Origin of the sequence: Burkholderia sp. MBR-1, assembly GCF_013822785.1 — a bacterium.
Lineage (GTDB): Bacteria > Pseudomonadota > Gammaproteobacteria > Burkholderiales > Burkholderiaceae > Burkholderia > Burkholderia vietnamiensis.
The window spans coordinates 2,071,346-2,092,705 of record NZ_CP053609.1; the positions used below are offsets into that span (position 1 = coordinate 2,071,346).

The window sequence follows — 21,360 nt, forward strand, 5'->3', positions numbered from 1 at the left end:
AAATACATGACTGTCGCCCCCGTCACGCTGGCGGTACTGATCGCCGCCACGCTGATCATCGCGCTGCTGCCGTTCGTGCTGTTTCGTATGCTGCGCAAGCCGCTTGCGCTCGACCGCCGCGACACGATCGTCGGCGTCGCCGTCTTCACGCTGTTCGCGATGATCGTCGAACGCGCCTTCCACGGCCTCGTGCTGAGCCGCACGCCCGACGGCGGCTGGCTCACGCAGCCGCTTGCGTTCGTCGCGTACGGTGCGCTCTCGAGCGCCGTGTTCGAGGAGGTCGGCCGCTACGTCGGGATGCGCTTCCTGAGCCGCCGCTATGGGGCGTCGGCCGGCGACGGACGCGGCATCGGCTACGGGCTCGGCCATGCCGGCGCCGAAGCGTGGTTCGTCGGCGTGCTCGTGTGGGGCCAGTGGTCGTATCTCGCGTGGCTGGCGAGCCGCGGACAGCTCGAAACGCAGCTCGCGGACCTGCCGGGCGATACCGTCGTGCGGCTGCACGTGATGCTCGCGACGCTGTCGGCCCAGTCGATCCTGCTGTTGCTGCTCGAGCGCTGCGCGGCGTTCGTCGTGCAGCTGGCGCTGTCGGTGCTGGTGTGGCGCGGCGTGCGCGCCGGCCGCGCGACGGTGCTGCCGCTCGCGATCGTGCTGCATGCGCTGGCGCTCGCGCCGGCGCTGCTGTACCAGGTGCGGGCGCTGCCGGCCGGCTGGCTCGAGGCCGTGTATTTCGTGCTGGCCGCGATGCTGGTCACCGTGCTGATGAAAACGTGCCGGCCGCCGCGTGCGGTGGCCTGACGGGGGAGAGCGAATGGACGACTATCTGATCGAATGCCAGAGCGCCGAATTCGATGCGCTCGCGCGCGTGATCTGCGAGCTTTTTCCCGAGCAGACGCGCTTTACCGAAAGCAGCGACGAGCGCGGGCGCTTTTTGTCCGTGCAGTGGCTCGCGATGCGCTTCGGTTCGACGCCGAAACGCATGACGCTCGACATCCGCATCGTGCCGGCCGCGCTGGCGCGCTATCTGGCGCTCAGGCCGATGCAGCGCGCGCGCAGCCACGCGGTGCTGCATGCGTACACGGAAGCGATGCTCGGTTCGCTCGAGGAACGCCATGCGGCGGGCGAGGCGATCGAGCGCAACGCGGAACTCGAACTCGACGAAGACTTCGCGTGAAGGTGGACGCCGCGGGCGTGCCGGCGCGGAGCCAGTGTGCGGCGTCGGGCGTTACGCGTTACGCGTCGCGGTAGACCTGGGCGAAGCGCTGTGCCTGCACGACGCCGTAGTCGCCGGGCGCGTATTGCATGACCCAGTCGCCGGCGGTGCCGCGCAGCGTGTCGCCGTTTTCGGAGCGCGCGATCGTGAACGGCTCGTCCATGCGGCGGGCCAGCACGACGGCCGGGCGGTTGCGGTATGCACCGGGCGCGCCGTGCGCGAGCGCCGGATCGGCGGGCAGATACTTCACGTCGAAGCGTTCGCGCGACACGACCCAGCGGTCGCCGGTCGAGCCGGTGACCAGCGCGTCGCCCGCGACATAGCGGTTCGGACCTTCGAGGCTCATCAGTTCGCCGTCGGCCTGCGCGAATGCGACCGTGACGGTTTCGTCCTTGACGACGCGACGGGCCTGCGGGTCGGTACGCAGATCGATGTGCTTGAGTTCGAGCATGGCGGGGGAAGTGCGGGAAAAGCCGGGAGCTTATCCCGAATTCGGCGCGCCGTGTGACGCGCCGGTTCCGGCGGCAGCGGCAGGCGCGCGGCCGTTCAGCCGTGCGCCTGCCGCGCGGTGGCGATGGGTGTCAAGGCTGCGCGGGCGCGCTGGCGGCCGGCGCGGCGGCTGCCTTGCCTTCCCGGGGCGCGGCCTTGCCCTTGCCGCGATGCGCGCCGCCGTGGTGCAGCCAACTGCGGAACGTGGTGTCGGCCAGCGCCTTCTGGTCGGCCGGGAACGACTCGTAGAGCGGCGCGAAGGCGTCGGCGAGCTTTTTCGCGCCGTCCGCGTTCGCTTGCGCGAGCGCCGCGTACTGCTTCATGTCGTCGACCGCCGATACGTCGCGGCTTTCCATCCGTTCGCGATACAGGCGACCCATCGTGTCGCCGTTCTCGCGCATCGTGTCGGCGAAGGTTTTCCATTGCGGCTCCTGCGCCGAGGTGATCTTCAGCTGGTCGTGCAGGTACTTGATGCGTTGCTCGACGCGTGCTTCGTGGCGCGCGGCGCGCTGTTCGGCGCTGGGCGCCGACGCGGCGGGCATCGAGGCCGGTTGCGGCTGGCTTTGCGCGAAGGCGCCGGCGGCCGCGGCGAGCATCGCAAGGGTGAGCGAGATTTTCTTCATGATGGGCTCTCCGGGGTGGTGTCGTGCGAGCGGGCGCGGGCGCGCATCTCGCATCGCCCGATATTAGTAGCACGTCGGCTGCAACCCGGCAGTGAAAGCGACACTTGCTTACATCGGATACTTGTCGAAATCGATGTTGGTGGGGCGCACGGTGGGGCGGGGGGCGTTCGGTTGGGGTGTCGTGCCATATCGCGCTGCCTGCGACACCTGCGATGGGCCGGCCGCGTCATGCCGGCGTGCGACATCGGGAAGCCGCTCCCGCGCCATGCCGTGTGGGCGGGTCGCGGGTTCGGCGCTATCATCGCGTCACGTTCCATTTCGCCGGCGCGCTGCACGCCGGCCCAGCCTCATGCGTCCACCTCGCCTCGACCAACTCGACGATCTCGACCGGCAACTCGTCGCGCTGCTGCAAGCCGATGCGCGCGCGAGCGTCGCCGATCTCGCGCGACAGCTCGACGTCGCCCGCACGACCGTCGTCGCGCGCATCGCGCGGCTCGAGCGCACCAACGTGATCGCCGGTTACAGCGTGCGGCTCGGGCAGGACGTGCTGGACGCGAGCATCTACGCGTACGTCGGCATCATCCTCACGCCGAAGTTCGGCAAGGACGTGCTGCGCAAGCTGGACCGGATGCCCGAAGTGCAGCTGCTGTGCGCGGTGAGCGGCGAATACGACTATGTCGCGTGGCTGCGCGCCGATTCGCCGGAGCGGCTCAACGACCTGCTTGACCAGATCGGCTCGCTCGAAGGTGTCGAGCGCACGACGACGTCGATCATTCTGTCGCGCAAGATCGATCGCGGCACCATCGGTGGATGATGCGGCGCATGCGTGCTTCATGCGTGACGCCGTGGCGCGATGTGGGTCGTTGCGCCGGGTGTTTCTTCGTTTCCCTCTGGTGACGCGGGCCGCGGCGGGGGGAGGTCGGGGCGCGTTGGCCGTTTCTTCGCTTGTGTTGGATGGCGTCGGCTGCGGCGCGTAACGTTGGGTCGCGCTCGCTGTTTCTTCGTTTCTCGCCGGCGGCGTCGGTTGCGGCGTGTTACGTCGGCTCGTGCCGGCTGTTTCTTCGTTTTGGTCCGGTGACGCTGGCCGCGGCGCGGTAGGCCGGTCGTGCTGGCCGTTTCTTCATTTCTTCCAGGTGGCGTCGGCTGCGGCGTGTTACGTCGGCTCGTGCCGGCTATTTCTTTGTTTTGGTCCGGTGACGCTGGCTGCGGCGCGGTACGCCGTCGTGCTGGCCGTATCTTCGTTTCTCGCCGGTAACGCCGGCTGCGGCGGGTGATGTCGGGCCGTGCCCGATGTTTCTTCATTCTCTCTACCGACGCCAGGACCGACGCGTCACGTCGAGCTGCGTCGGCTATTCCTCGGTTTCTCTCCGTGACGCCCGCGCAACGAGCGCATTGCGTCGCGTCATGTCAGGCCTCTTCGCGCATGCATCGGTGCGGCGAACGCGTGTCGGCGCGCGTCATGATGTCTCGCCTGTGTCCCGCATTGCGGCTTCAGCCCGCCCCCATTCGCTTCAAACGCCCGCGCCAGCCGCTTGCCCGGCGACATATCTGCGATTTTTATACGATCTCGTCGAAACGGCGAAACCATTCGTCAATTAGTCGAATTTATCGGTCGTTTCGCATCATTCTTCGTCTTGGAACTGATTTTGCGCGTCCCTAAACTGTGTTCATGGCTCGACGCCGTACACGAACACCAAACCCATCATCAGGAGATAAGCGCATGAAAATCGCCATCGTCGGCGCAGGTCTGATCGGTCACACCATTGCTCACATGCTGCGTGAAACGGGCGACTACGAGGTCGTGGCATTCGACCGCGACGCCGATGCGCTTGCCAAGCTCTCGCGTGAAGGCATCGCGACGCAGCGGGTCGATTCGGCCGACGCCAATGCGATTCGCGAAGCCGTGAAGGGCTTCGATGCGCTCGTCAATGCGCTGCCGTACTACCTCGCGGTGAACGTCGCCGCGGCAGCGAAGGCGGCGGGCGTGCACTATTTCGATCTGACCGAGGACGTGCGCGCAACCCACGCGATCCGCGAACTCGCCGACGGCTCGGACCACGCGTTCATGCCGCAATGCGGTTTGGCGCCGGGCTTCATCGGCATCGCCGCACACGAGCTCGTGAACGGTTTCAGCGAAGTGCGCGACGTGAAGATGCGCGTCGGCGCGCTGCCCGAGTATCCGACGAACGCACTGAAGTACAACTTGACCTGGAGCGTCGACGGGCTGATCAACGAATACTGCCAGCCGTGCGAAGCGATCCGCGACGGCCGCAAGCAGTGGGTGCAGCCGCTCGAAGGCCTCGAGCACTTCTCGCTCGACGGCACCGAATACGAGGCGTTCAACACGTCGGGCGGCCTCGGCACGCTGTGCGAAACGCTGTCGGGCAAGGTCGAGTCGCTGGATTACAAGTCCGTCCGCTATCCGGGCCACCGTGCGCTGGTGCAGTTCCTGCTCGAGGACCTGCGCCTGTCGAGCGACCGCGACACGCTGAAGGCGATCATGCGCCGCGCGGTGCCGTCGACGAAGCAGGACGTCGTGCTCGTGTTCGTCACGGTGACGGGCGTGAAGGACGGCCAGCTCGTGCAGGACGTATTCACGCGCAAGATTTTCGCGAAGGACGTATGCGGGATGCACATGAGCGCGATCCAGATCACGACGGCTGGCGCGATGTGCGCGGTGCTGGATCTGTTCCGCGAGAAGAAGCTGCCGCAGAGCGGTTTCATCCCGCAGGAGAAGGTCTCGCTGAAGGCGTTCCTCGCGAACCGCTTCGGCAAGCTGTACGAAGGCGGAACGATGGAGCGCGTGCACGCACTGGCGTGACGCACGCGTCTTTGGTACGAGGGTAAAGGCGACGCCGGGAGCGCAACAGCGCTTCCGGCGTTGTCGTTTCGACGCAGGCGCCGCGTCGCGCGGCGTCAGGCGGGCAGGGGAGCGTTCAGGCCGACCGCGACGCGCCGGCGGCCGGTTGCTCGTGCGGCTGCGCGAGGCGGTGCAGCAGCGCGTCGATGTCCGCGTCGGACGGTGCGGTGTTGTCGAACATCACGATGCCGTCGCATTCGTCACCGGTCGGCACGAAGCGGCGCTGCCGGTATTCGTCCCAGTGGGCGAGCTTGTACGCATCGTTCGGATTGCCGCGCGCGACGATCCGCTGGTGCGCGACGTCTTCGGCGGTGTGGACCCAGACGACCGTCAGCGAGATGTCAGGCCCGATGCCGAGCCAGTCGCGGTCGAGAATGCGCCCGTCACGCACTTCGCGCGACAGCGGGGCGACCACCAGCACGCCGATGCCGAGCGCGAGATTCTCGCGGGCCGTGTCGAGCAGGCCCTGGTATTCGGGGTCACGCAGATGTTTCAGGTAGAGCGGGCTGTCGCGATCGTTCGGGTCGGCGGTGAGGGCGCCCATCGCGGCCGAGCTGTAGCGGCCGTACAGCGTGTCCTTGTCGAGCAGGCAGAAGGCTTCGCCGGTGGCTCGCATCAGCGGCCCGATCAGCCGCTTTGCGAGCGTGGTCTTGCCGGTGCCGGCATGACCGCAGAAGAACACCAGATGCGTCACGAATACCGGCTCCCCGAATCGGCAGGCGACGCGTCGGAGCCCTTGTTGCCGCGCGAAAACACTTCGGCCTCGAGCCACATCGCGTTGATGACGCCGAAACCGAGCGCCACGCCGATGCCGAGTATCCACGAGAAATACCACATGGGTTCGTCTCCTTGAAGGTTGGGCCGCGCGGGGCTGCCGCGCGTGTGTCGAAGCGATGCCGACGCATGCGCCAACGGCGCATGCAGCCCGATCATGACCAATATCGGCGAGCGGCGCAAGCCGGGCCGATTGCGAGTCAAACCGGTAAACTGGTGCGAAAACTGCAACGCCACGGACACCATGCTGATCAACTGTGCTGCATACCAGGACGGCCGCAAGCTGGCCGACATCGATATCGAGGCCATCAGCGACTACGTATCGAAGCCCGAATGTTTCGTCTGGGTCGCGCTGAAGGAGCCGACGCCCGACGAAATCGACCTGATGGGCGAGGAATTCGGGCTGCACGAGCTTGCGCTCGAGGATGCCCGCAAGGGGCACCAGCGGCCGAAGATCGAGGAGTACGGCGACTCGCTGTTCGCCGTGCTGCATACCGTCGAGCTGGACGACGACGGCGAATTCAAGGTCGGCGAACTGAATGTGTTCGTTGGCCCGAACTACGTGCTGTCGATCCGCAACCATACCGAACAGGACTTTCGCGACGTGCGCAAGCGCTGCGAGCGCGAGCCGCATCTGCTGCGCGAAGGTTCGGCGTTCGTGTTCTATGCGCTGATGGATCAGGTCGTCGACCGCTATTTTCCGATTCTGGAAACGCTCGGCGCCGAGCTCGAGGAGCTGGAAGACCGGATCTTCGCGAAGGCGACGCCTGCCGCGTCGCGCGCGATCATCGAGGATCTCTATTCGCTCAAGCGCCGGCTCGTGACCTTGTATCAGCACACGGCGCCGCTGATGGAGCCGCTCGCGAAGCTCACGGGCGGGCGTATCCCGCAGGTCTGCAGCGGGATGCAACATTACTTTCGCGACGTGTACGACCACCTGCAACGCATCGTGAAGACGATCGAAGGGCGGCGCGAAATGGTCGTGACCGCGATCCAGGTGAACCTCGGGATGATCTCGCTGGCCGAAAACGAGGTGACCAAGCGGCTCGGGTCGTTCGCCGCGCTGTTCGCGATCCCGACGATGATCGCGGGCATCTACGGGATGAACTTCGCCAACATGCCCGAACTGCACCTGAAATATGGCTTCTACGGCTGTATCGCCGCGATGGCCGTGGCCGACCTCGCGCTGTGGTGGCGCTTCAAGCGGGCGGGGTGGTTGTAGGCCGTAGCCTAGCCCGGTGCGTGCCGGCCGACGACGACCCGCCACGGCCGCACGCGCCACGACTTGACGAGCCCGTTCTGCACGTACGGATCGGCGCGCGCGAACGATTCAGCGACGGCCGGCGAATCGCTTTCGAACACGAGCACGGCCTGATCGGCCGGATCCTGCAATGCGCCGGCGAGCACGAGTTCGCCGCGTTCCGTGGCCGCGCGCGCCAGCGCGAGATGCTCAGCACGGTATTGCTCGCGCCGGGACAGGTAATCGTCGACGAGTTCGTAGATCAGCTGGTAGTGCATGGTCGCTCCGGGGAAGTCGGTTGCCTCACGGTCGGCGGGTTGTCTTGGCTCAGTATAGGGTGCGGTTCGTGGGTCGGCGCGGTGGTTTGCGGCTCGGGCTGCGTGGGTGATTCGGGCCGATGCGGACGATATGATCGAGCGGCATTGCGTCTCCCCATTATTTGCAACTAACGGTCTTTTCCCCGGCTTCCATCCTATTGACGCGCGTTGCTGCGCCTGAATGTGCTTCTCCAAAACCGTCTTCAGCGCGGTGGTTCACCGCTCGTTTTTCGCATATTCCAGATTCGTTTTTCATGCCGTCAACATGGTCGAACGGCATATCGGGAAAGGGGGCCGAAAGCGACGATCGCCGCTGGTCTCGAGACGATCCGAGGCCGTTTTCATTGACCGGAATGCGACCTATGCTGAACGAATCCGGAGCGAACTTCGTTCGCTCGATTCGTCCAGACGAGGTGTGCGATGCCTGTTTCCGCGACGCTGCAGGACTGCCTGCGCGAGAAGTCATCCCGGTACGAAGTCGTGTACCACCCGTATAGCCATACCAGCATGGAGACGGCCGCAGCCGCGCATATCCCCGGCGAACGGCTCGCCAAGACAGTTCTGCTCGAGGACGATCAGGGCTACGTCGCCGTGGTGCTGCCGACGTCGCATGCGATCCGGTTCTCCGACCTGTGGATCAAGACCGGCCGCCATCTCTTTCTTGCCAAGGAAATCGAACTGCGCCAACTGTTCAAGGATTGCGAGATGGGCGCGTTGCCGCCGATATGCATGGCGTACGGGATGAAGACGTTCCTCGAGGAGCAACTCGCGCAGCAGCCGGAAGTTTATTTCGAGGCCGGCGATCACGAGGCGCTGATCCATATGACGCAAGACGAATTTCTCGCGCTGATGGAAACCGCCGAACGCGCGCATTTTTCGCACAAGATGCTCGGGATGTGGGTGTCCTGACGGGTGTGTGGTGCTTGCGATTCGCAGTTCGTGGCTCGCCGGGAAGATCGGGAACGGCGCCGTGCGGGCTGCGGTCGCGAGTTTGGACGCGGTCCACTGGGGGGCGATAGACGGCTACCGTTCGGGGCGAACTGCGGGGCCGGGGTCTGTTGGTCGTTGGTGGAATCCTTGATTTGACATAATCATTATTATCAAATTAATGGGTTGTAAGAGCAAAGTAGTAATGTCGCGTTTCCGCTAAATAATCGAGGCTGTAGCCGGGTGTCGGCTCAAACGGCCAACCGGCTGGAATTGACGACGCGGCAGATTCGCCGCTCGGCCACGACCGACTCGAGCACGGATTGCTTCTGCGATGTTTGGGGCCGTGCTGCGGACACCTGACATCCCACGAACCAGATTGACGCAAGGAAACGTCTCAAGCGCAGATTGCCATCACGCACTTGCCGCACCGAGACAACCTGCGTTTGATGTCAGGGCTTCCGTGCCGCCCTCGAGCGCCGCCTCCACCAGCCTTTCAATAGTGTCATCGTGCCGAAACCCGGCCTCGAGCGCTCGCCTATCCACGAGCGGCGGTTGCCGTCCAAAACGTTGCTCGATCTGATCCACGGGCGCGTAGTCGATCGTGAACGCGCCGAAGCGCCGGCGCAACGCATCGACGATCTCTCCCACGGAAAGATGCAAGACTGGCGGCGTCCACACGCGGCCCGCGTGCAACGACGCCGCCGGCATGCGCGCGGCGTGCAGCAGGTTGTCCACGCAGCATCTTCGCGACATCCACCATGCGGTAGCGTCGGGCGACACGGGGCACGTATAAGCCTCGCCGCGCTGTGCCATGCGAAAGATCTGGCTCATGAACGCCGACCCATGTCCCGACGACAACTCCGGCCGCGCCACGATGCCGGGCAGCCGCAGCGCGCGGCCGTCCAGCTCGCCGCGACGCGTCCAGTTCGCAAGGATCAGTTCGCCGACCAGCTTGTGCGTACCGTAGCTCGTGGCCGGGTGCGGCGCCGTGTGCTCATCGACAAAGTTCGGCAACGGTTCGCCCAACACCGCAACGCTGCTCGCGTAGACCACGCGTGCCGCGTACCCGTCGTGCAGCACGGCCTGCTTCGCGAGAAGTTCGAACAGCGTGAGCATGCCCCACAGATTGACGCTGTCGCCGGCAGCCGGCTCGGCTTCCGCTTGCGCGCCGGGCATGCTTGCCAGATGAAAGACGACGTCCACTGGTCTCGCGAGTAGCGGCTCGAGAATCTCGGGGCGGCCGAAATCGCCGGCCACCGCCGTGACGCGCGTGTCACCTGGCGCGCGTTCCACTCGTCGATCGATCAGCACGAGTTCCGACACATCGCCGGACTGCGTGATGCCATCGTGCAGCAAGCGCTCGACAAGCGCCCTCCCAACGAATCCTCCCGCTCCTGTGACGAGCACTCTCATGATCGCAGCGCCTCGCTTGTGACCTCGCTTGTGACCTCATCCCTGACCTGCTCTGCGTCGCGAGACGCGCGCACGACCTGCTGGTCGATCGACCCGAACGGCGTGCCGCCCGCGTCGTCGCGAGCCGTCATGCGAACGCGGTCGCCAAACTGCATGAACGGTGTGTGTGCCTTTCCTTCATCGATCATCTCGATCACGCGCCGCTCGGCAATGCACGCGGACCCGGCGCCGCGGTCCACGTTCGACACCGTGCCGGAACCGACGATCGTCCCCGCCGACAGCCTGCGCGTACGCGCCGCATGTGCGATGAGCTCGCCGAACCCGAAGCTCATTTCCCCGCCATGCGGATGCCCGAACCAGCGCTCATTCCAGTCCACGTGCAAACGCAGATGCACGCGACCGTCGCGCCAATGCTCGCCCAGTTCGTCCGGCGTGACCGCGACGGGCGCAAAGCTCGTGGAGGGCTTGGCCTGCAGAAACCCGAAGCCGGTCTTCATCTCGCGCGGCCCGAACGCGCGCAGGCTCCAGTCGTTGAGCTGCACGATGAGGCGCACGCGCCGAACCGCATCGTCGGGCGACACACCCATCGGCACGTTTGCCACCACCACGCCGAACTCGCCTTCGAAGTCGATGCCGTCGTGTTCGTCCGGCAAGGGCACGTCGTGGTGCGGCCCGAGAAAATCATCGCTTGCGCCCTGGTACATCACAGGGACCGTGTCGAACTCGGGGATGGGCGGCGTATTGAACGCCTGTTCCATGAGGCGACCGTGATTCAGGAACGCCGAGCCGTCGCACCACTGCGGACTGCGTGGCAACGGCGCAGCGCAAGCCTGCGGATCGAACGGGCGTGCGTCGGGCAACGCGCCCGCATTCAGCGCGTCGTAACGTGCCGCGAGTAGCGGCGCGACCGCGTCCCAACGTTGCAGCGCATCGAGCAACGTCGGCGCGATCGGTGCGGCGTCCACGGCATAACGAAGGTCGCGCGACACGAGCAGCAGGCGGCCATCGGCGCCGTCCGGCAACGAACTGAATTTCATCGTGCCTCCCTCTCCGTCCGGCTCGCGAGCGCGGCGGCAATCGCCGGGTCGTAGACGCCGTCGATCAACGCGAACAGCATCCGGCACATGCGTCCCGAGCGATTCGCCCACGCATGGTTGGTCCCCCGTTGAATCACCACGTTGCCCTGCTTCAGCACGACCTCGGCGCCGTCGAGTATCAACGTCATCTCGCCTTCGATCACGACGCCATAGTCGATCGACTCCGTGCGATGCATGAGCGGATGCGGCGAGTCGGCCTGGACGGTCGATGCATCGGCGTCGCCGATCTGGCTGAACGCCGCATGCATGGCCGCGGCGCCGTGCGCGAGAAACTCCGGCGTGTCGGGCGGAATGTCGACGAAGCGCACGCGCGTGCCGTATCTCGGCGGCGGCAACATGAGCTCGCCGATGGTGGGATCGGAGCCGTTGTTCACCACCGCGGGGCTTTCCGACGTGCTCCAGACTTCGTGGAATACCGTGCCGGGAATCGCGGCAATTTCCGCGACGGTGGACAACGGACCATCGGACATGACGATCGCCCGGCCGTTGGCGTCATGGCCGGTCACGACGCGACGAATGGTGGAAAAGCTCATGCTGCGCGCTCCGCATCGGGTTGGTCGAGAATCGCGACGGCGCGCGTCCAGCCGGCGGAAGCGCCGCGGATCTTGTGCGGGAAGCAACTGATCGTGAAGCCGGCGGGCGGCAACGCTTCGAGGTTGTGCAGTTTCTCCAGATGGCAGTAGCCGATGTCGCGGCCGGCCTTGTGCCCTTCCCAGATCAGCGACGTATCGCCCGTCTGCGCAATCTTCGTCGCGGTGTAGGAGAACGGCGCGTCCCAACTCCAGGCGTCGGTGCCCGTCAGGCGCACGCCGCGCTCCAGCAGATACATGGTGGCCTCGTAGCCCATGCCGCAGCCCGCGTTCACGTAATCGCCGTGCCCATAGCGCGAGCCGGCCCGCGTGTTCACGACGACGATGTCGAGCGGCTGCAACGCGTGGCCGATACGCGCCAGTTCGGCCTCGACATCGGCGGCGCTCGCGACGTAGCCATCGGGGAAATGGCGGAAATCGAGCTTCACGCCGGGCTGGAAACACCACTCCAGCGGCACCTCGTCGATCGTGATGGACGGCCGCGCCTCGCCGAGCCGTGCGTCCATGGTCGAATGGAAATGCCAGGGCGCGTCCAGATGCGTGCCGCTGTGCGTCGTGAGCGTGACCCATTCCGCGGCGGCAGCCTCGCCGTCGGGATAATCGTCGGCTTTCGTGCCCGGCAGCATGGCCATGAATTCGGGCAACGTGTCTGCGTGCTTCTGGTAGGTGATCTTCGGCGCGAGCGGCGGCGGATCGGACAGCACGTCGTTCTCCAGATAAATGGAGAGATCGACAAACCGGCGAACAGGCTTCATGCGTTGACTCCTTGCGTATCAGGACGGCCCTCGAGCCGCGAAAAGCAGAACACCGCCGCCACCGCGATCATGGCCGCCGCAATGCCCAGGCTGCCGTAGCCCGAATGCTTGACGAGCGTGCCGCCGAGGAGCGGCCCGATTGCGGCGCCCGTCATCAGCATGGCGGGCGTCGCGGCAACGGCGCGTCCGGTACGGTCGATGCGGGCGAGCATGCCGAACGCGAAGGTATGGGTGAAGATCATCACGGCGGCAAAGACGGCGGTGGCCGCGGCATACGGCCCGACGGTCGCGCTGTGCGTGATGATCAACGCAAGCGCCGCCTGTAAGATGGGACCGCCCTGCACCACCCTGCGCCCCGCGATGCGCCGTTCGAGCAGCCCCGCCACCGGTGCGGGAAACAGGTTGACGAAGCCGAGCGCGATCAGCGTGCCCGTCACGGCGCCGAAGCCGAAACCGTGGTCGAGCCCGATGCGCTGCACGAAGCTGAAGAGCATCGACTGCGTGAGCCCCATGCATCCCACGCTTGCCATGCCGAACCAGACCGCGCGCGCGAAGCGCGGCTCGGCGACCGACGCCGTGCTGTGTTGCGCGCGAATCGACGGGAATGCCAGGGCGCAGGCAATCGCCGCCGTAGCCATGATCCCCGCGAAAACGCGAAACAGCATGGCGCCGCCGTGTTGCGCGATCAACGCAGGCGTGCCGCCCAGAAACGCGATTGCGAAGATGCCGAGCGCGAGCCCCGCGCCGGCGAACAGGCGATGCGGATGGCGGCTGCGTCCGATCGTGCCGTGTGCGAAGCTCAGCCCGCAGCCCACGGCGATACCGGCCAACGCATGCAGCACCGCCATCGCCGCATAGCCGTCAATCGACGCGATGCCGACGAACGCGAGCGTCGCCGTGCCGAAACCGAGCGTCGCCATGACGCGCGCCGGCAGACGGTTCAGGCGCGGCGAGAAGAACAGGCTGCCGACGACGGCCCCCGCCAGAAACAGCGTGGCGAGCAGGCCGGCCTGCTGTGGGTCGAGCCGGTACGCGCCGATCAGGGTGCCCACCCATACCGGCAAGGCGACCAGATCGACCATGCCGGCACAGTGCGAGATCAGCAGGACCGCGATGCCGGATGCGCGCAGGCGGGTGCCCGCATCCGCGTCCGCATCGGCGCCGCCCGGCAGGTCGACGTGCGCGGCATGCGCCGCGTGTGCCGCAGAAAGGTTCGTTTCCATCGTGGCTCCGGTCGTCAGATCTGCTGCGCGAGCCGCTGGTGCGTCTCGTGCATGATGCGGGTGTGTTCAGCCTTGTCGCCGCCGCTGATCTCGATCTCGCCGAGGCGCCCGGAGTTTTCCACCACCATGCGGCAGCGCTCCCAGCGCCGCGCCTGGAAAGCCTGCAACGCCGCCTGCACCGTCGCGCCGCGTCCCAGCTCCTCGGCCAGCACGATGCCGTCTTCGATGCCGATGCCCGCGCCCGCGGCCATATGCGGCGTGGTGGCGTGCACGGCGTCGCCCACCAGCACCACGCGCGCGCTGAACCAGGGCTGCGGCAGCAGCAGGCTTTCCAGCGGACGATAGATGCAGTGCGACTGCGGTCCCACCTGCGCGCGAATGGATTGCACCAGCGGCGCGCCGAACGGCGCCAGCAGATCCGCGAGCATGCGCGGCCAGTGCGCGGGATCGACGCGCTCGTTCGTCGGCCGGTCTTCCGTGACGAAGACGTACATTTCTTCCTGCGAAACAGGATTGACGCCGACCTTCACCTTCTGCCCCAACCACATCGTGGCGCAGGCGATCTCCGCCGGCCGCGGCACGACCGCACGCCACACGCCCTGACCGGTGTAGCGCGGCTTGGGCGCATCCGGGAACACGGCATCGCGCACTTTCGAGTACAGGCCGTCGGCGCCCACCACGAGATCGTAGCGGCCGTTCGTGCCGTCCGTGAACGTCACGTCCACGCCGTCGTCGCGCTGCGCGATCTGCGAGAACGTGCAGCCGAGCCGCACGTGCACGCCGGCCGCACGCGTCGCATCCGCCAGAATTCCGGCCAGCGCGGGGCGCATGATGGCTCCGCCGCCGGGCACGTCGTCGCCCGCTACGCGCGGCGTCGGCAACGTGCCGATCGGATGGCCCGCGGCGGTGAAGAGGTTCACGCCGTCGCCGCCGTGGCCGTGTTCGAAGAAGGCGTCGAGCACGCCCACGGTGCGCAGGGCGCGCAGCGTCGGGCCGCCGATGCTGATGCCCGCGCCATACGAACGCCAGCCCGTGTCGATTTCCACGAGATCGACGCTCAGGCCGAGCTTCGCGCACTGGATCGCGGTCGTCATGCCGGCGAACCCTCCGCCGATGACGAGGATGCGCTGAAGGGAGGATGTCATAGGGGTGTCTCCTGGTGCTTTATGTGACCGATCGTGTGTCGTGCCGGACCAGCACGACGTAGCCGTCTTCCGTCACTTCGATGGGAACCGCGATCAGCCGCCGGCCGAGGCACGGTCCGAGCAGGCACACGCCGCTCGCCATGTCGAACTGCGCGCCGTGCGCGTGACAGACGATGCGCGTGGCGTCGCCGTTCAGATAGGCGTCCTTGCGCCAGGCCATCGGCGTGTCGCCGAAATGCGGGCAGGCGTCGCGCCAGGCATGAAGCTGCTCGCCGCGCCGCACGACGAAGATCGTGTCGCGCCCCGCTCCGTCGGGATCGAAGCCGCGCGCGCCGGGATCGGGCAGATCCGCGACGCTTGCCAGGCGTACTCGAAGCAATGGCTCGGACATGGTCGTGCGCGGTCAGTCCGCCTTGACGCCGGCCGGCGGCGCCGCACCCGGCGCCCAGTTCTCGCGATGCTGGAACAGGAACAGCTGCGATGTGTCCGCGCCCAGCGCGGCCTCGCGTGCGGTCCAGTCCGTATCGTGCAGGTCCATGTCGGCGTCGTACTCCACGTGGCAGCCGAACGGGCTGTTGAAGTACCAGAACCAGTTGGAGCCGAAGCGGTGACGCCCCGGCCCCCAGAACGACTGGTAGCCCTTCGCGACGAACCGCGTGCCTGCCTGAAGCACCTCGCTCGGACCGCCCATATGGAACGTGAAGTGTTCGCAGCCCTTCATGAACGGTGGCGTCTCGATCATGAACAGCGTGTGATGGTCGAGCGTGCCGGCCGGCTGCAGGAACGGGCCGACGCCCGTGAAGCGGTCCGTGCAGCGAAAGCCGAGCCGCTCCACGTAGAACGCCTCGGCGCGCGCGGCGTCCGGCACGAAGTAGACGACGTGCGAAAGCGTGCGCGGCGTGAGCGCGGCATCGTCTCGTGCGCCGACCACGTTCGGTGCGCGTTGCGCCGGCGCGCCCGGCGCGTTCACCGGCTCGGCGGGCAGCGAAAGCGGCCGGCGCTTCGTGAGCTGAAAGCCGATGGCAAAGCCCATGTCGTCCATCGATTCGATCGACCCGTCGGCGAGCGTGCGCACTTCGCGGTCGCGATGCAGCTCGCCGGCAATCGCATCGAGCGCCGCGGCGTCGGCCACGCCGTAGACGGTCTTGCGCAGCATGCTCGCCGTGCCGAGCGAAGGTGCGAGGCGCGCGTCGTCGCGATGCGCGATTTCGATGCCCGTGCCGTCGAGCGCTTCGAAGCGCCCGCCGGTGTCGTCGCGGCGCACCGGCACCAGGCCATAGTCGATCAGATACTGGCCGCACGCGGCGACGTCGTCCACGCCGAAGGCCAGCGTATCGAGTCCGATGATGTTCATAAGATTGCGTTCCAAGAAAAGGTGGATCAGCGTGCGGTGCGTCCGCCGAGGGTTTCGGCGACCCAGTCGGCGATGAAGTGCCCCGCGTTGATGGAGTTGTCGAAGCTCGAGTGCTGCACGCCGCCTTCGCGTTCGGTGAAAATCTTCAGTTCGCGCTTCGGGCTGTTCACGAGCTGCTCGTAGGTGCGATGCGCCCAGGCCACGGGAATCTGCGAGTCCTTCGAGCCGTGCGTGACGAGGAACGGCACCTTGATGCGTTCGACCACGCCGTCGAGATGCACGTCTTCCGCGATGCGCATGAAGTCGTCGATGTCTTTGGCGCCCCAGACCCAGCAGACGTGCTTCCAGTAATGCGGCACCGGGAAGTTGCCCTCGCGCTGCAGGCGCTTTTTCTGCACGTCGCGCCAGTCGTGATTCGCGCCCCATACGACGCCGCACGCGAAACGCGGCTCGAAGGCGACCGCGCGCGGACAGTAGTAGCCGCCGAGCGAGACGCCCTCCATGCCGATCCGCTTTGCGTCCACGTCGTCGCGCGTTTCGAGCCAGTCCACGATACGGCTCGCCCAGACCTCGGTGTTGTAGACCGCGTGCATGCCATGCAGCCGCAGCGCTTCGCCGGTGCCGGGCTGATCGACGATCAGCGACGACACGCCGCGCTGTGCGAGCCATGCCGGCAAGCCGACGAAGTACTTCATTTCCTTGGTCGAATCGAGGCCGTTCACCTGCACGAGCAGCGGGCTGCGCGCGCCGCAGGTCTGCTGCGCCTTCACGAGCAGGCCGGACAAGTGCCCATCGCCGTACGGAATGGTCACGCGCTCGCAGTTTTCGCCGGTCAGCGCGATGGCCCGGTCGAACGTATCGAGCGAACGGCGGTACAGGTCGATGCGCCCGGGCGCATCGTGCGCAAGCATGCGCTCGGCCGTGATGAGATACATGGCGGCACGCCGGTGTTTCTCGCCCGCGGAGAGCAGCCGTCCTTGCGCTTCATCTTCGCCTGCGAGGTCGCACAGGCGGTCGGCCGTCTTGACCCAGGCTTCGCGAAACGCGCGGGTGCCTTCCGCATCGGGCTGGCGCGACGCCTCCATTAGCGGCGCGCACATGTCCTCGATTTCGCCCATGCGCGCGCCCATTTCAATGGCGAGATCGACGGACAGGTTCCAGACGTAGTTGGTAGGAAAGTAGCGAAACATACTGATTGCCTTCGTTGAGGTGACGTACTGCTTGCGATGCGCGCGTAAGCGCTAGCCCTTGCGCCCGAAGCCGGGCCACAGCGGAATGGCGATGTTCAGCCACACGTTGTTGCTCTTCGATGTATTCGCGGCATACACGCCCTGCTGATAGTTGAGGTTGATGTTCCAGCTTCTCGCGTCGTAGACGAGCGACGGGCCGATGCCGAAGGTCCGCATGCGATTGCCCACGTTCGCGCCGTTGGCCTTGTCGTCGCTGAACTGGTTCAGATACTCGCCCACCACGCCGAGCTTCCAGGGGCCGAAGTTCCAGCCGGCCTCGAACTCGCCGACATAGCCATTGCCCGAGCGATAGTTCGTCGTGCCGTTCTTCGCGTTGAGCAGCAGGCGGTTGGCGATGCCGACGTCGAGGCCGTTGGGCGCGTTGTAGCGAATCGAGAACACCGGCTGCACCGACGTGTAGCCCACCGCGACGCTCGCCTTCACGGGGCTGTAGGAACCGTTCTCGAACGCGACGTCGATGCCCGACGCGATCGCAAGGTTCTGCGACAGGCGCCATTGCAGCAACACGGGTGTCAGCGTGATGTTGGAAAGGCCGTTCTGCGTGCCCGACTGCCCCGCTACGCTCGTATGCAGCGACACCACCGGAATGACGAGCTGCGTATAGACGCTCCCGCCCAGCAGATGAAACGGATAGGCCAGCAGCAGACGCGTCGTCTCGGAGAACACCGACGAATGAAACGGGATGGGCAGCTTCTTGCCGTCGTTGCCATAGAGGCCGTTCGAAAAGCTGTAGTTGAACTGCTGCAGCGCGAACAGGCCCGGAATCGGCGGAAGATTGGCGAAATTCGTGCCCACCGCGCCGGCGGGATACGGCGAAACCCCGCCTTCGAATGCCTGTGCCTGGTTCATCGAAACGGCTACCGATACTGCGCAGCCGATGGCCATTGCGGCCGATTTTTTCAACATGCTGTCTCCTCAACCTGGACGGCGTTCGTGCCGTGCGGCGTCTCTTTAGTAGTGGAAAGCGTGGCGCGCACGGCGCACGTACGAGTCGTACGTGCACGCTGAAAGTGCACTGACGCTGGCCTCCCGACGCGATGCATGCGTGATCGCAGCGGGATGTGACATAGGTTAAGATAGGCCCACGTATTGCAGAAATGGATTCAATCCATACGCGCTATCGATGGTGTGAATACACTCAGGTGTAACCCTGTATGCCGCGCTCACACCGCGACAAGAATGAGAAGCACGGAGACGCCCCGCATGCGGTTCAACAAGCTCGACCTCAATCTGCTCGTCGCGCTCGACGCGCTCTTGAGCGAACAGAACATCAGCCGCGCCGCCGAGAAAATCCACCTGAGCCAGTCAGCGACGAGCAACGCGCTTGCGCGGCTACGCGAATACTTCGACGACGAACTGCTCGTGCAGGTTGGTCGCAAGATGGAGCCCACGCCGCGTGCCGAGGCCCTGAAGGACGCCGTGCGAGACATCCTCGTCCGTGTGGATGCCACGGTGACGGCCCAGCCCGAATTCGTGCCCGCGCAGGCGTGTCGCCTGTTCCGGCTCTTCGTGTCCGACTACACGATGACGACGCTGATTCCGCACCTGTTCAGGCTCGCCTACGCGCAGGCGCCCGGCATCGGTTTCGATCTGCGCCCGCAGGTCGCCTATCCGCACCGAGTGCTGGAGCGCGGCGAAGCGGACCTGCTCATCATCCCCAAGGAATATTGCTCGACCGAGCATCCGGCCGAGGTGCTGCTGGAGGAAACGTTCTGCTGCGTTTTATGGGAGCACAGTCCGCTCGCAAAGGGCGAGCTGACCAAAGAGCGCTACATGGGCGCCGGGCACATCGTCGTGCAGGTCGGCGAAGGGCAGACCGCGCTCGAAGCCTGGTTCATGCAGCGGCTCGGCGTCGTGAGGCGCGTGGAGGCGAGTACGTACAGTTTCCTCTCGCCCGCGCATCTGCTCGTCGGCACGAACCGCATTGCCACGATGCACCGGCGGCTCGCCGAAGCGGCTGCGCGCGACCTGCCGCTCGTGTTGCGCGACGTGCCGCTCACCGTGCCCACGATGGAGCAGTCCGTTCAATGGCACAAGCATCGCACGTCGGACCAGGGCCTCATGTGGCTGCGCGCGCTGCTGAAAGAGGCCGTCGCGGCGATGGACCGCGCACGTCTTGGCGACGGCTAGATCGTCGCGGTCGGGGTATCGGGGATGACCCGCTGTGCTGGATTGGTCGACGATCGTCGCTGCGGGCTCGGTCGTGTTCGTGCGGGTGTTGGTCGCGGGTAGTCAGCAGCATGGCTGCGGGGGCGCTCGATATGCCGCAGTGGATGGCGAGCCGCAACATCACGCAACTCGAACCGCGACGCGCCGACTGCTCGTTTCGCCGAACCGAATGCAGTGTGGGTTTGGCGGGCTCGGAACGATGCCCACCGAAAGGTTAGCGGCGCACTGCCGGCAGTGCGCCACTCGATACGTCGAGCGCTTCGATCTTCGCGTCAGCCGGGAAGGCTGCGCTCGACACTAGCATCGTCAGTTAGCCCGGCCCACGACGTACCGATCGCAAACTCGAGCCGTGGTGCCCGGCGCAACCGCTGACGCCCGCATTGACGACACCGCCCGACCACAGGGCGGTGCGATGATTGACATGCGCGACGCCGCCCAACGCCGGCAAGCGTCGCCGACCCAACTCAAATCGCCACTTCAGGCGGCGCCTGCCGAAACAGCCGCGTAATCCAGCACAGATACACGAGCCCGAGCCCGAACCACACGAGGCCCAGCACGATTGCGGTTTTCTCGAGGCTCGCCAGCAGCCAGAGGTCGGCCACCGCGCCGATCGCCGGGAACACGAGCCCGCCGAACACGCCGATCCGGCGCTCGCCATGACGGCCCGACAGGTACAGGCGAATCACGCACAGATTGACGGCCGTGAATGCAAGGAACGCGCCGAAGTTGATGAACGACGTCGAGGTGGCGACATCGAGCTTCAACGCGATCAGCCCGACGATGCCGGCCAGCGCGATATTCACGGCCGGCGTCTTGAACCGCGGATGAATGACCCCGAAGATGCGCTTCGGCAGGATCTCGTCGCGGCCCATTGCATACAGCAACCGGCCGACGCTCGCTTGCGCCGAGATGCCGGACGCGAACTGCGCGAGGATCAGCCCGGCGAGGAACACCGTCACGAACAGATCGCCGCCGATCATCTTCGCCACTTCGAAGGCGGCCGAATCCGTGTCCTTGAATTCCACGCCCGGATGCGCGAGCTGCATCGCATATGCCGCGATCACGAAGATTGCGCCGCCGATCAGCGCAATCAGCAGGATCGCGCGCGGCATGTTGCGTTTCGGATCGATCGTCTCTTCGGTCAGCGTCGACACCGCATCGAAGCCGAGATACGAATACGCGGCGATCGCCGCGCCGGCCATCGTTGCGCCGAACGGTACGTGCGGCTTGAAGAACGGCTCCGCCATCGCGATGCCGCCCGCGCCCGCCGCTGCCGACGCATAGTGCCAGCACAGCACGACGAACATCGCGACGATCGCGAGCTGCACGACCATCAGCACGATGTTGAAGCGCGCGGCGAGCTCGATGCCGACGATGTTCAGGCCGCTCGTCAACACGATGAACGCGACGATCCAGATCCAGGTCGGCACGTGCGGAAATGCCGCATTCAGGTACGCGGCGCCGATCAGCCAGATCACCATCGGCAGGAAGAAGTAATCGAGCAGCGTCGCCCATCCGATCATGAAGCCGAGATGCGGATTGAACGTCTTGCGCGTGTACGTATAGGCCGAGCCGGCGGTCGGATAGAGCCGCGCGAGCTTGCCGTAGCTGAGCGCGGTGAACGCGATCGCGACCAGCGCCAGCAGATAGGCGAGCGCGGCCGTGTCGCCGCTGGCCTTGGCCAGCACGCCGTACGTGCCGTACACGATCAACGGCGCCATGTAGGCGAGCCCGAACAGCAGCACGGACGGCAGGCCGAGCGTGCGCTTCAGCTGCAGCGGTTCATGGGTTGACGAGGCTTGCATGTTATCTCCCGGGCCTTCGCGGCCAATACGAATCTGTCTGCCGTCCGGCCGGCAACGCAATGGAACGAGCGCGCATGGGCCGGGCGTCGCGCCCTGCCCCATGCGATGAATGGACT

At 65.9% G+C, this 21,360-nt stretch carries 23 protein-coding genes; 7 read left to right on the forward strand and 16 right to left on the reverse strand.

The annotated features are described in order from the left end of the window. Window positions 1-6 precede the first annotated feature (6 nt). Together MBR110_RS09570 and MBR110_RS09575 are read left to right on the forward strand one after the other, a co-directional pair. On the forward strand, window positions 7-795 hold the full coding sequence (locus MBR110_RS09570) for a YhfC family intramembrane metalloprotease (protein WP_011884903.1): 789 nt from the start codon (window positions 7-9) through the stop codon (window positions 793-795). Window positions 796-808: 13 nt separating this feature from the next. Then, complete coding sequence (locus MBR110_RS09575) at window positions 809-1,171, forward strand: DUF3022 domain-containing protein (protein ID WP_011884902.1); 363 nt, start codon at window positions 809-811, stop codon at window positions 1,169-1,171. Window positions 1,172-1,229: 58 nt separating this feature from the next. On the opposite strand, the gene MBR110_RS09580 is transcribed toward MBR110_RS09575, so the two are convergent. Together MBR110_RS09580 and MBR110_RS09585 are read right to left on the reverse strand one after the other, a co-directional pair. After that, the gene (locus tag MBR110_RS09580) at window positions 1,230-1,661 is read right to left on the reverse strand and encodes a PGDYG domain-containing protein (RefSeq protein WP_034193149.1); all 432 of its coding nucleotides are present in this window, start codon (window positions 1,659-1,661) and stop codon (window positions 1,230-1,232) included. A 130-nt stretch (window positions 1,662-1,791) separates the two neighbouring features. Next, on the reverse strand, window positions 1,792-2,322 hold the full coding sequence (locus MBR110_RS09585; protein WP_011884900.1) for a Spy/CpxP family protein refolding chaperone: 531 nt from the start codon (window positions 2,320-2,322) through the stop codon (window positions 1,792-1,794). A 349-nt stretch (window positions 2,323-2,671) separates the two neighbouring features. On the opposite strand from MBR110_RS09585, the gene MBR110_RS09590 reads away from it, so the two are divergent. After that, window positions 2,672-3,136 carry an Lrp/AsnC family transcriptional regulator gene (locus tag MBR110_RS09590; RefSeq protein WP_011884899.1) on the forward strand — a complete coding sequence of 155 codons (465 nt, stop codon included), beginning with the start codon at window positions 2,672-2,674 and terminating at the stop codon, window positions 3,134-3,136. A 906-nt stretch (window positions 3,137-4,042) separates the two neighbouring features. Beyond that, window positions 4,043-5,143, forward strand: a complete 1,101-nt coding sequence (locus tag MBR110_RS09595; protein WP_011884898.1) for a saccharopine dehydrogenase family protein — start codon at window positions 4,043-4,045, stop codon at window positions 5,141-5,143. A 115-nt stretch (window positions 5,144-5,258) separates the two neighbouring features. Here MBR110_RS09595 and MBR110_RS09600 read toward each other — a convergent pair whose 3' ends face one another. Next, complete coding sequence (locus MBR110_RS09600; RefSeq protein WP_011884897.1) at window positions 5,259-5,876, reverse strand: AAA family ATPase; 618 nt, start codon at window positions 5,874-5,876, stop codon at window positions 5,259-5,261. Next, window positions 5,873-6,019 (reverse strand): cytochrome bd-I oxidase subunit CydX, encoded by a 147-nt coding sequence (cydX, locus tag MBR110_RS09605; protein ID WP_014723062.1) that lies wholly within the window; start codon window positions 6,017-6,019, stop codon window positions 5,873-5,875. Before cydX ends, MBR110_RS09600 begins: the two co-directional genes overlap by 4 nt. A gap of 181 nt (window positions 6,020-6,200) precedes the next feature. On the opposite strand from cydX, the gene corA reads away from it, so the two are divergent. Next, complete coding sequence (gene corA / locus MBR110_RS09610) at window positions 6,201-7,178, forward strand: magnesium/cobalt transporter CorA (protein ID WP_011884896.1); 978 nt, start codon at window positions 6,201-6,203, stop codon at window positions 7,176-7,178. 8 nt (window positions 7,179-7,186) lie between these two features. On the opposite strand, the gene MBR110_RS09615 is transcribed toward corA, so the two are convergent. Continuing rightward, complete coding sequence (locus MBR110_RS09615) at window positions 7,187-7,474, reverse strand: YciI-like protein (RefSeq protein ID WP_011884895.1); 288 nt, start codon at window positions 7,472-7,474, stop codon at window positions 7,187-7,189. A gap of 459 nt (window positions 7,475-7,933) precedes the next feature. On the opposite strand from MBR110_RS09615, the gene MBR110_RS09620 reads away from it, so the two are divergent. After that, window positions 7,934-8,422: an aminoacyl-tRNA deacylase gene (locus MBR110_RS09620; RefSeq protein WP_181709042.1), complete on the forward strand. Its 489-nt coding sequence runs from the start codon at window positions 7,934-7,936 to the stop codon at window positions 8,420-8,422. Window positions 8,423-8,854: 432 nt separating this feature from the next. On the opposite strand, the gene MBR110_RS09625 is transcribed toward MBR110_RS09620, so the two are convergent. Genes MBR110_RS09625 through MBR110_RS09670 form a run of 10 tightly spaced genes read right to left on the reverse strand, consistent with a single transcriptional unit; the run spans window position 8,855 to window position 18,176 of the window. After that, entirely contained in the window at window positions 8,855-9,856 is a 1,002-nt protein-coding gene (locus MBR110_RS09625; RefSeq protein WP_181709043.1) for an NAD-dependent epimerase/dehydratase family protein, read from the reverse strand. Further along, window positions 9,853-10,893 carry a fumarylacetoacetate hydrolase family protein gene (locus MBR110_RS09630; RefSeq protein WP_059740902.1) on the reverse strand — a complete coding sequence of 347 codons (1,041 nt, stop codon included), beginning with the start codon at window positions 10,891-10,893 and terminating at the stop codon, window positions 9,853-9,855. Before MBR110_RS09630 ends, MBR110_RS09625 begins: the two co-directional genes overlap by 4 nt. Then, complete coding sequence (locus MBR110_RS09635; RefSeq protein WP_045579098.1) at window positions 10,890-11,486, reverse strand: cupin domain-containing protein; 597 nt, start codon at window positions 11,484-11,486, stop codon at window positions 10,890-10,892. The genes MBR110_RS09630 and MBR110_RS09635 overlap by 4 nt, the downstream gene beginning before the upstream one ends. After that, on the reverse strand, window positions 11,483-12,298 hold the full coding sequence (locus tag MBR110_RS09640) for a cyclase family protein (protein ID WP_045579099.1): 816 nt from the start codon (window positions 12,296-12,298) through the stop codon (window positions 11,483-11,485). The genes MBR110_RS09635 and MBR110_RS09640 overlap by 4 nt, the downstream gene beginning before the upstream one ends. Continuing rightward, complete coding sequence (locus MBR110_RS09645; protein WP_080938702.1) at window positions 12,295-13,521, reverse strand: MFS transporter; 1,227 nt, start codon at window positions 13,519-13,521, stop codon at window positions 12,295-12,297. The genes MBR110_RS09640 and MBR110_RS09645 overlap by 4 nt, the downstream gene beginning before the upstream one ends. Before the next feature lie 14 nt (window positions 13,522-13,535). Further along, complete coding sequence (locus MBR110_RS09650; protein WP_059734207.1) at window positions 13,536-14,666, reverse strand: FAD-dependent oxidoreductase; 1,131 nt, start codon at window positions 14,664-14,666, stop codon at window positions 13,536-13,538. A 19-nt stretch (window positions 14,667-14,685) separates the two neighbouring features. After that, the gene (locus MBR110_RS09655) at window positions 14,686-15,057 is read right to left on the reverse strand and encodes a Rieske (2Fe-2S) protein (RefSeq protein WP_181709044.1); all 372 of its coding nucleotides are present in this window, start codon (window positions 15,055-15,057) and stop codon (window positions 14,686-14,688) included. 12 nt (window positions 15,058-15,069) lie between these two features. After that, complete coding sequence (locus MBR110_RS09660; protein ID WP_059461756.1) at window positions 15,070-16,020, reverse strand: VOC family protein; 951 nt, start codon at window positions 16,018-16,020, stop codon at window positions 15,070-15,072. Window positions 16,021-16,046: 26 nt separating this feature from the next. Continuing rightward, window positions 16,047-17,210 (reverse strand): alpha/beta hydrolase family protein, encoded by a 1,164-nt coding sequence (locus MBR110_RS09665; protein WP_059734202.1) that lies wholly within the window; start codon window positions 17,208-17,210, stop codon window positions 16,047-16,049. A 51-nt stretch (window positions 17,211-17,261) separates the two neighbouring features. After that, window positions 17,262-18,176, reverse strand: a complete 915-nt coding sequence (locus MBR110_RS09670; RefSeq protein ID WP_059734199.1) for a SphA family protein — start codon at window positions 18,174-18,176, stop codon at window positions 17,262-17,264. A 297-nt stretch (window positions 18,177-18,473) separates the two neighbouring features. On the opposite strand from MBR110_RS09670, the gene MBR110_RS09675 reads away from it, so the two are divergent. Continuing rightward, window positions 18,474-19,400, forward strand: a complete 927-nt coding sequence (locus MBR110_RS09675; RefSeq protein ID WP_045579103.1) for a LysR family transcriptional regulator — start codon at window positions 18,474-18,476, stop codon at window positions 19,398-19,400. Window positions 19,401-19,903: 503 nt separating this feature from the next. On the opposite strand, the gene MBR110_RS09680 is transcribed toward MBR110_RS09675, so the two are convergent. Next, a complete protein-coding gene (locus MBR110_RS09680) occupies window positions 19,904-21,244 on the reverse strand; it encodes an APC family permease (protein ID WP_011884877.1) in 1,341 nt (446 codons plus the stop codon). Window positions 21,245-21,360: the final 116 nt, after the last annotated feature.

Bases quoted from the DNA above. Each gene is read 5' to 3' on its own strand.
- MBR110_RS09570 (WP_011884903.1), top strand. From the start codon at position 7: ATGACTGTCGCCCCCGTCACGCTGGCGGTACTGATCGCCGCCACGCTG.
- MBR110_RS09575 (WP_011884902.1), top strand. From the start codon at position 809: ATGGACGACTATCTGATCGAATGCCAGAGCGCCGAATTCGATGCGCTC.
- MBR110_RS09580 (WP_034193149.1), bottom strand. From the start codon at position 1,661: ATGCTCGAACTCAAGCACATCGATCTGCGTACCGACCCGCAGGCCCGT.
- MBR110_RS09585 (WP_011884900.1), bottom strand. From the start codon at position 2,322: ATGAAGAAAATCTCGCTCACCCTTGCGATGCTCGCCGCGGCCGCCGGC.
- MBR110_RS09590 (WP_011884899.1), top strand. From the start codon at position 2,672: ATGCGTCCACCTCGCCTCGACCAACTCGACGATCTCGACCGGCAACTC.
- MBR110_RS09595 (WP_011884898.1), top strand. From the start codon at position 4,043: ATGAAAATCGCCATCGTCGGCGCAGGTCTGATCGGTCACACCATTGCT.
- cydX (WP_014723062.1), bottom strand. From the start codon at position 6,019: ATGTGGTATTTCTCGTGGATACTCGGCATCGGCGTGGCGCTCGGTTTC.
- corA (WP_011884896.1), top strand. From the start codon at position 6,201: ATGCTGATCAACTGTGCTGCATACCAGGACGGCCGCAAGCTGGCCGAC.
- MBR110_RS09615 (WP_011884895.1), bottom strand. From the start codon at position 7,474: ATGCACTACCAGCTGATCTACGAACTCGTCGACGATTACCTGTCCCGG.
- MBR110_RS09620 (WP_181709042.1), top strand. From the start codon at position 7,934: ATGCCTGTTTCCGCGACGCTGCAGGACTGCCTGCGCGAGAAGTCATCC.
- MBR110_RS09625 (WP_181709043.1), bottom strand. From the start codon at position 9,856: ATGAGAGTGCTCGTCACAGGAGCGGGAGGATTCGTTGGGAGGGCGCTT.
- MBR110_RS09630 (WP_059740902.1), bottom strand. From the start codon at position 10,893: ATGAAATTCAGTTCGTTGCCGGACGGCGCCGATGGCCGCCTGCTGCTC.
- MBR110_RS09635 (WP_045579098.1), bottom strand. From the start codon at position 11,486: ATGAGCTTTTCCACCATTCGTCGCGTCGTGACCGGCCATGACGCCAAC.
- MBR110_RS09640 (WP_045579099.1), bottom strand. From the start codon at position 12,298: ATGAAGCCTGTTCGCCGGTTTGTCGATCTCTCCATTTATCTGGAGAAC.
- MBR110_RS09645 (WP_080938702.1), bottom strand. From the start codon at position 13,521: ATGGAAACGAACCTTTCTGCGGCACACGCGGCGCATGCCGCGCACGTC.
- MBR110_RS09650 (WP_059734207.1), bottom strand. From the start codon at position 14,666: ATGACATCCTCCCTTCAGCGCATCCTCGTCATCGGCGGAGGGTTCGCC.
- MBR110_RS09655 (WP_181709044.1), bottom strand. From the start codon at position 15,057: ATGTCCGAGCCATTGCTTCGAGTACGCCTGGCAAGCGTCGCGGATCTG.
- MBR110_RS09660 (WP_059461756.1), bottom strand. From the start codon at position 16,020: ATGAACATCATCGGACTCGATACGCTGGCCTTCGGCGTGGACGACGTC.
- MBR110_RS09665 (WP_059734202.1), bottom strand. From the start codon at position 17,210: ATGTTTCGCTACTTTCCTACCAACTACGTCTGGAACCTGTCCGTCGAT.
- MBR110_RS09670 (WP_059734199.1), bottom strand. From the start codon at position 18,176: ATGTTGAAAAAATCGGCCGCAATGGCCATCGGCTGCGCAGTATCGGTA.
- MBR110_RS09675 (WP_045579103.1), top strand. From the start codon at position 18,474: ATGCGGTTCAACAAGCTCGACCTCAATCTGCTCGTCGCGCTCGACGCG.
- MBR110_RS09680 (WP_011884877.1), bottom strand. From the start codon at position 21,244: ATGCAAGCCTCGTCAACCCATGAACCGCTGCAGCTGAAGCGCACGCTC.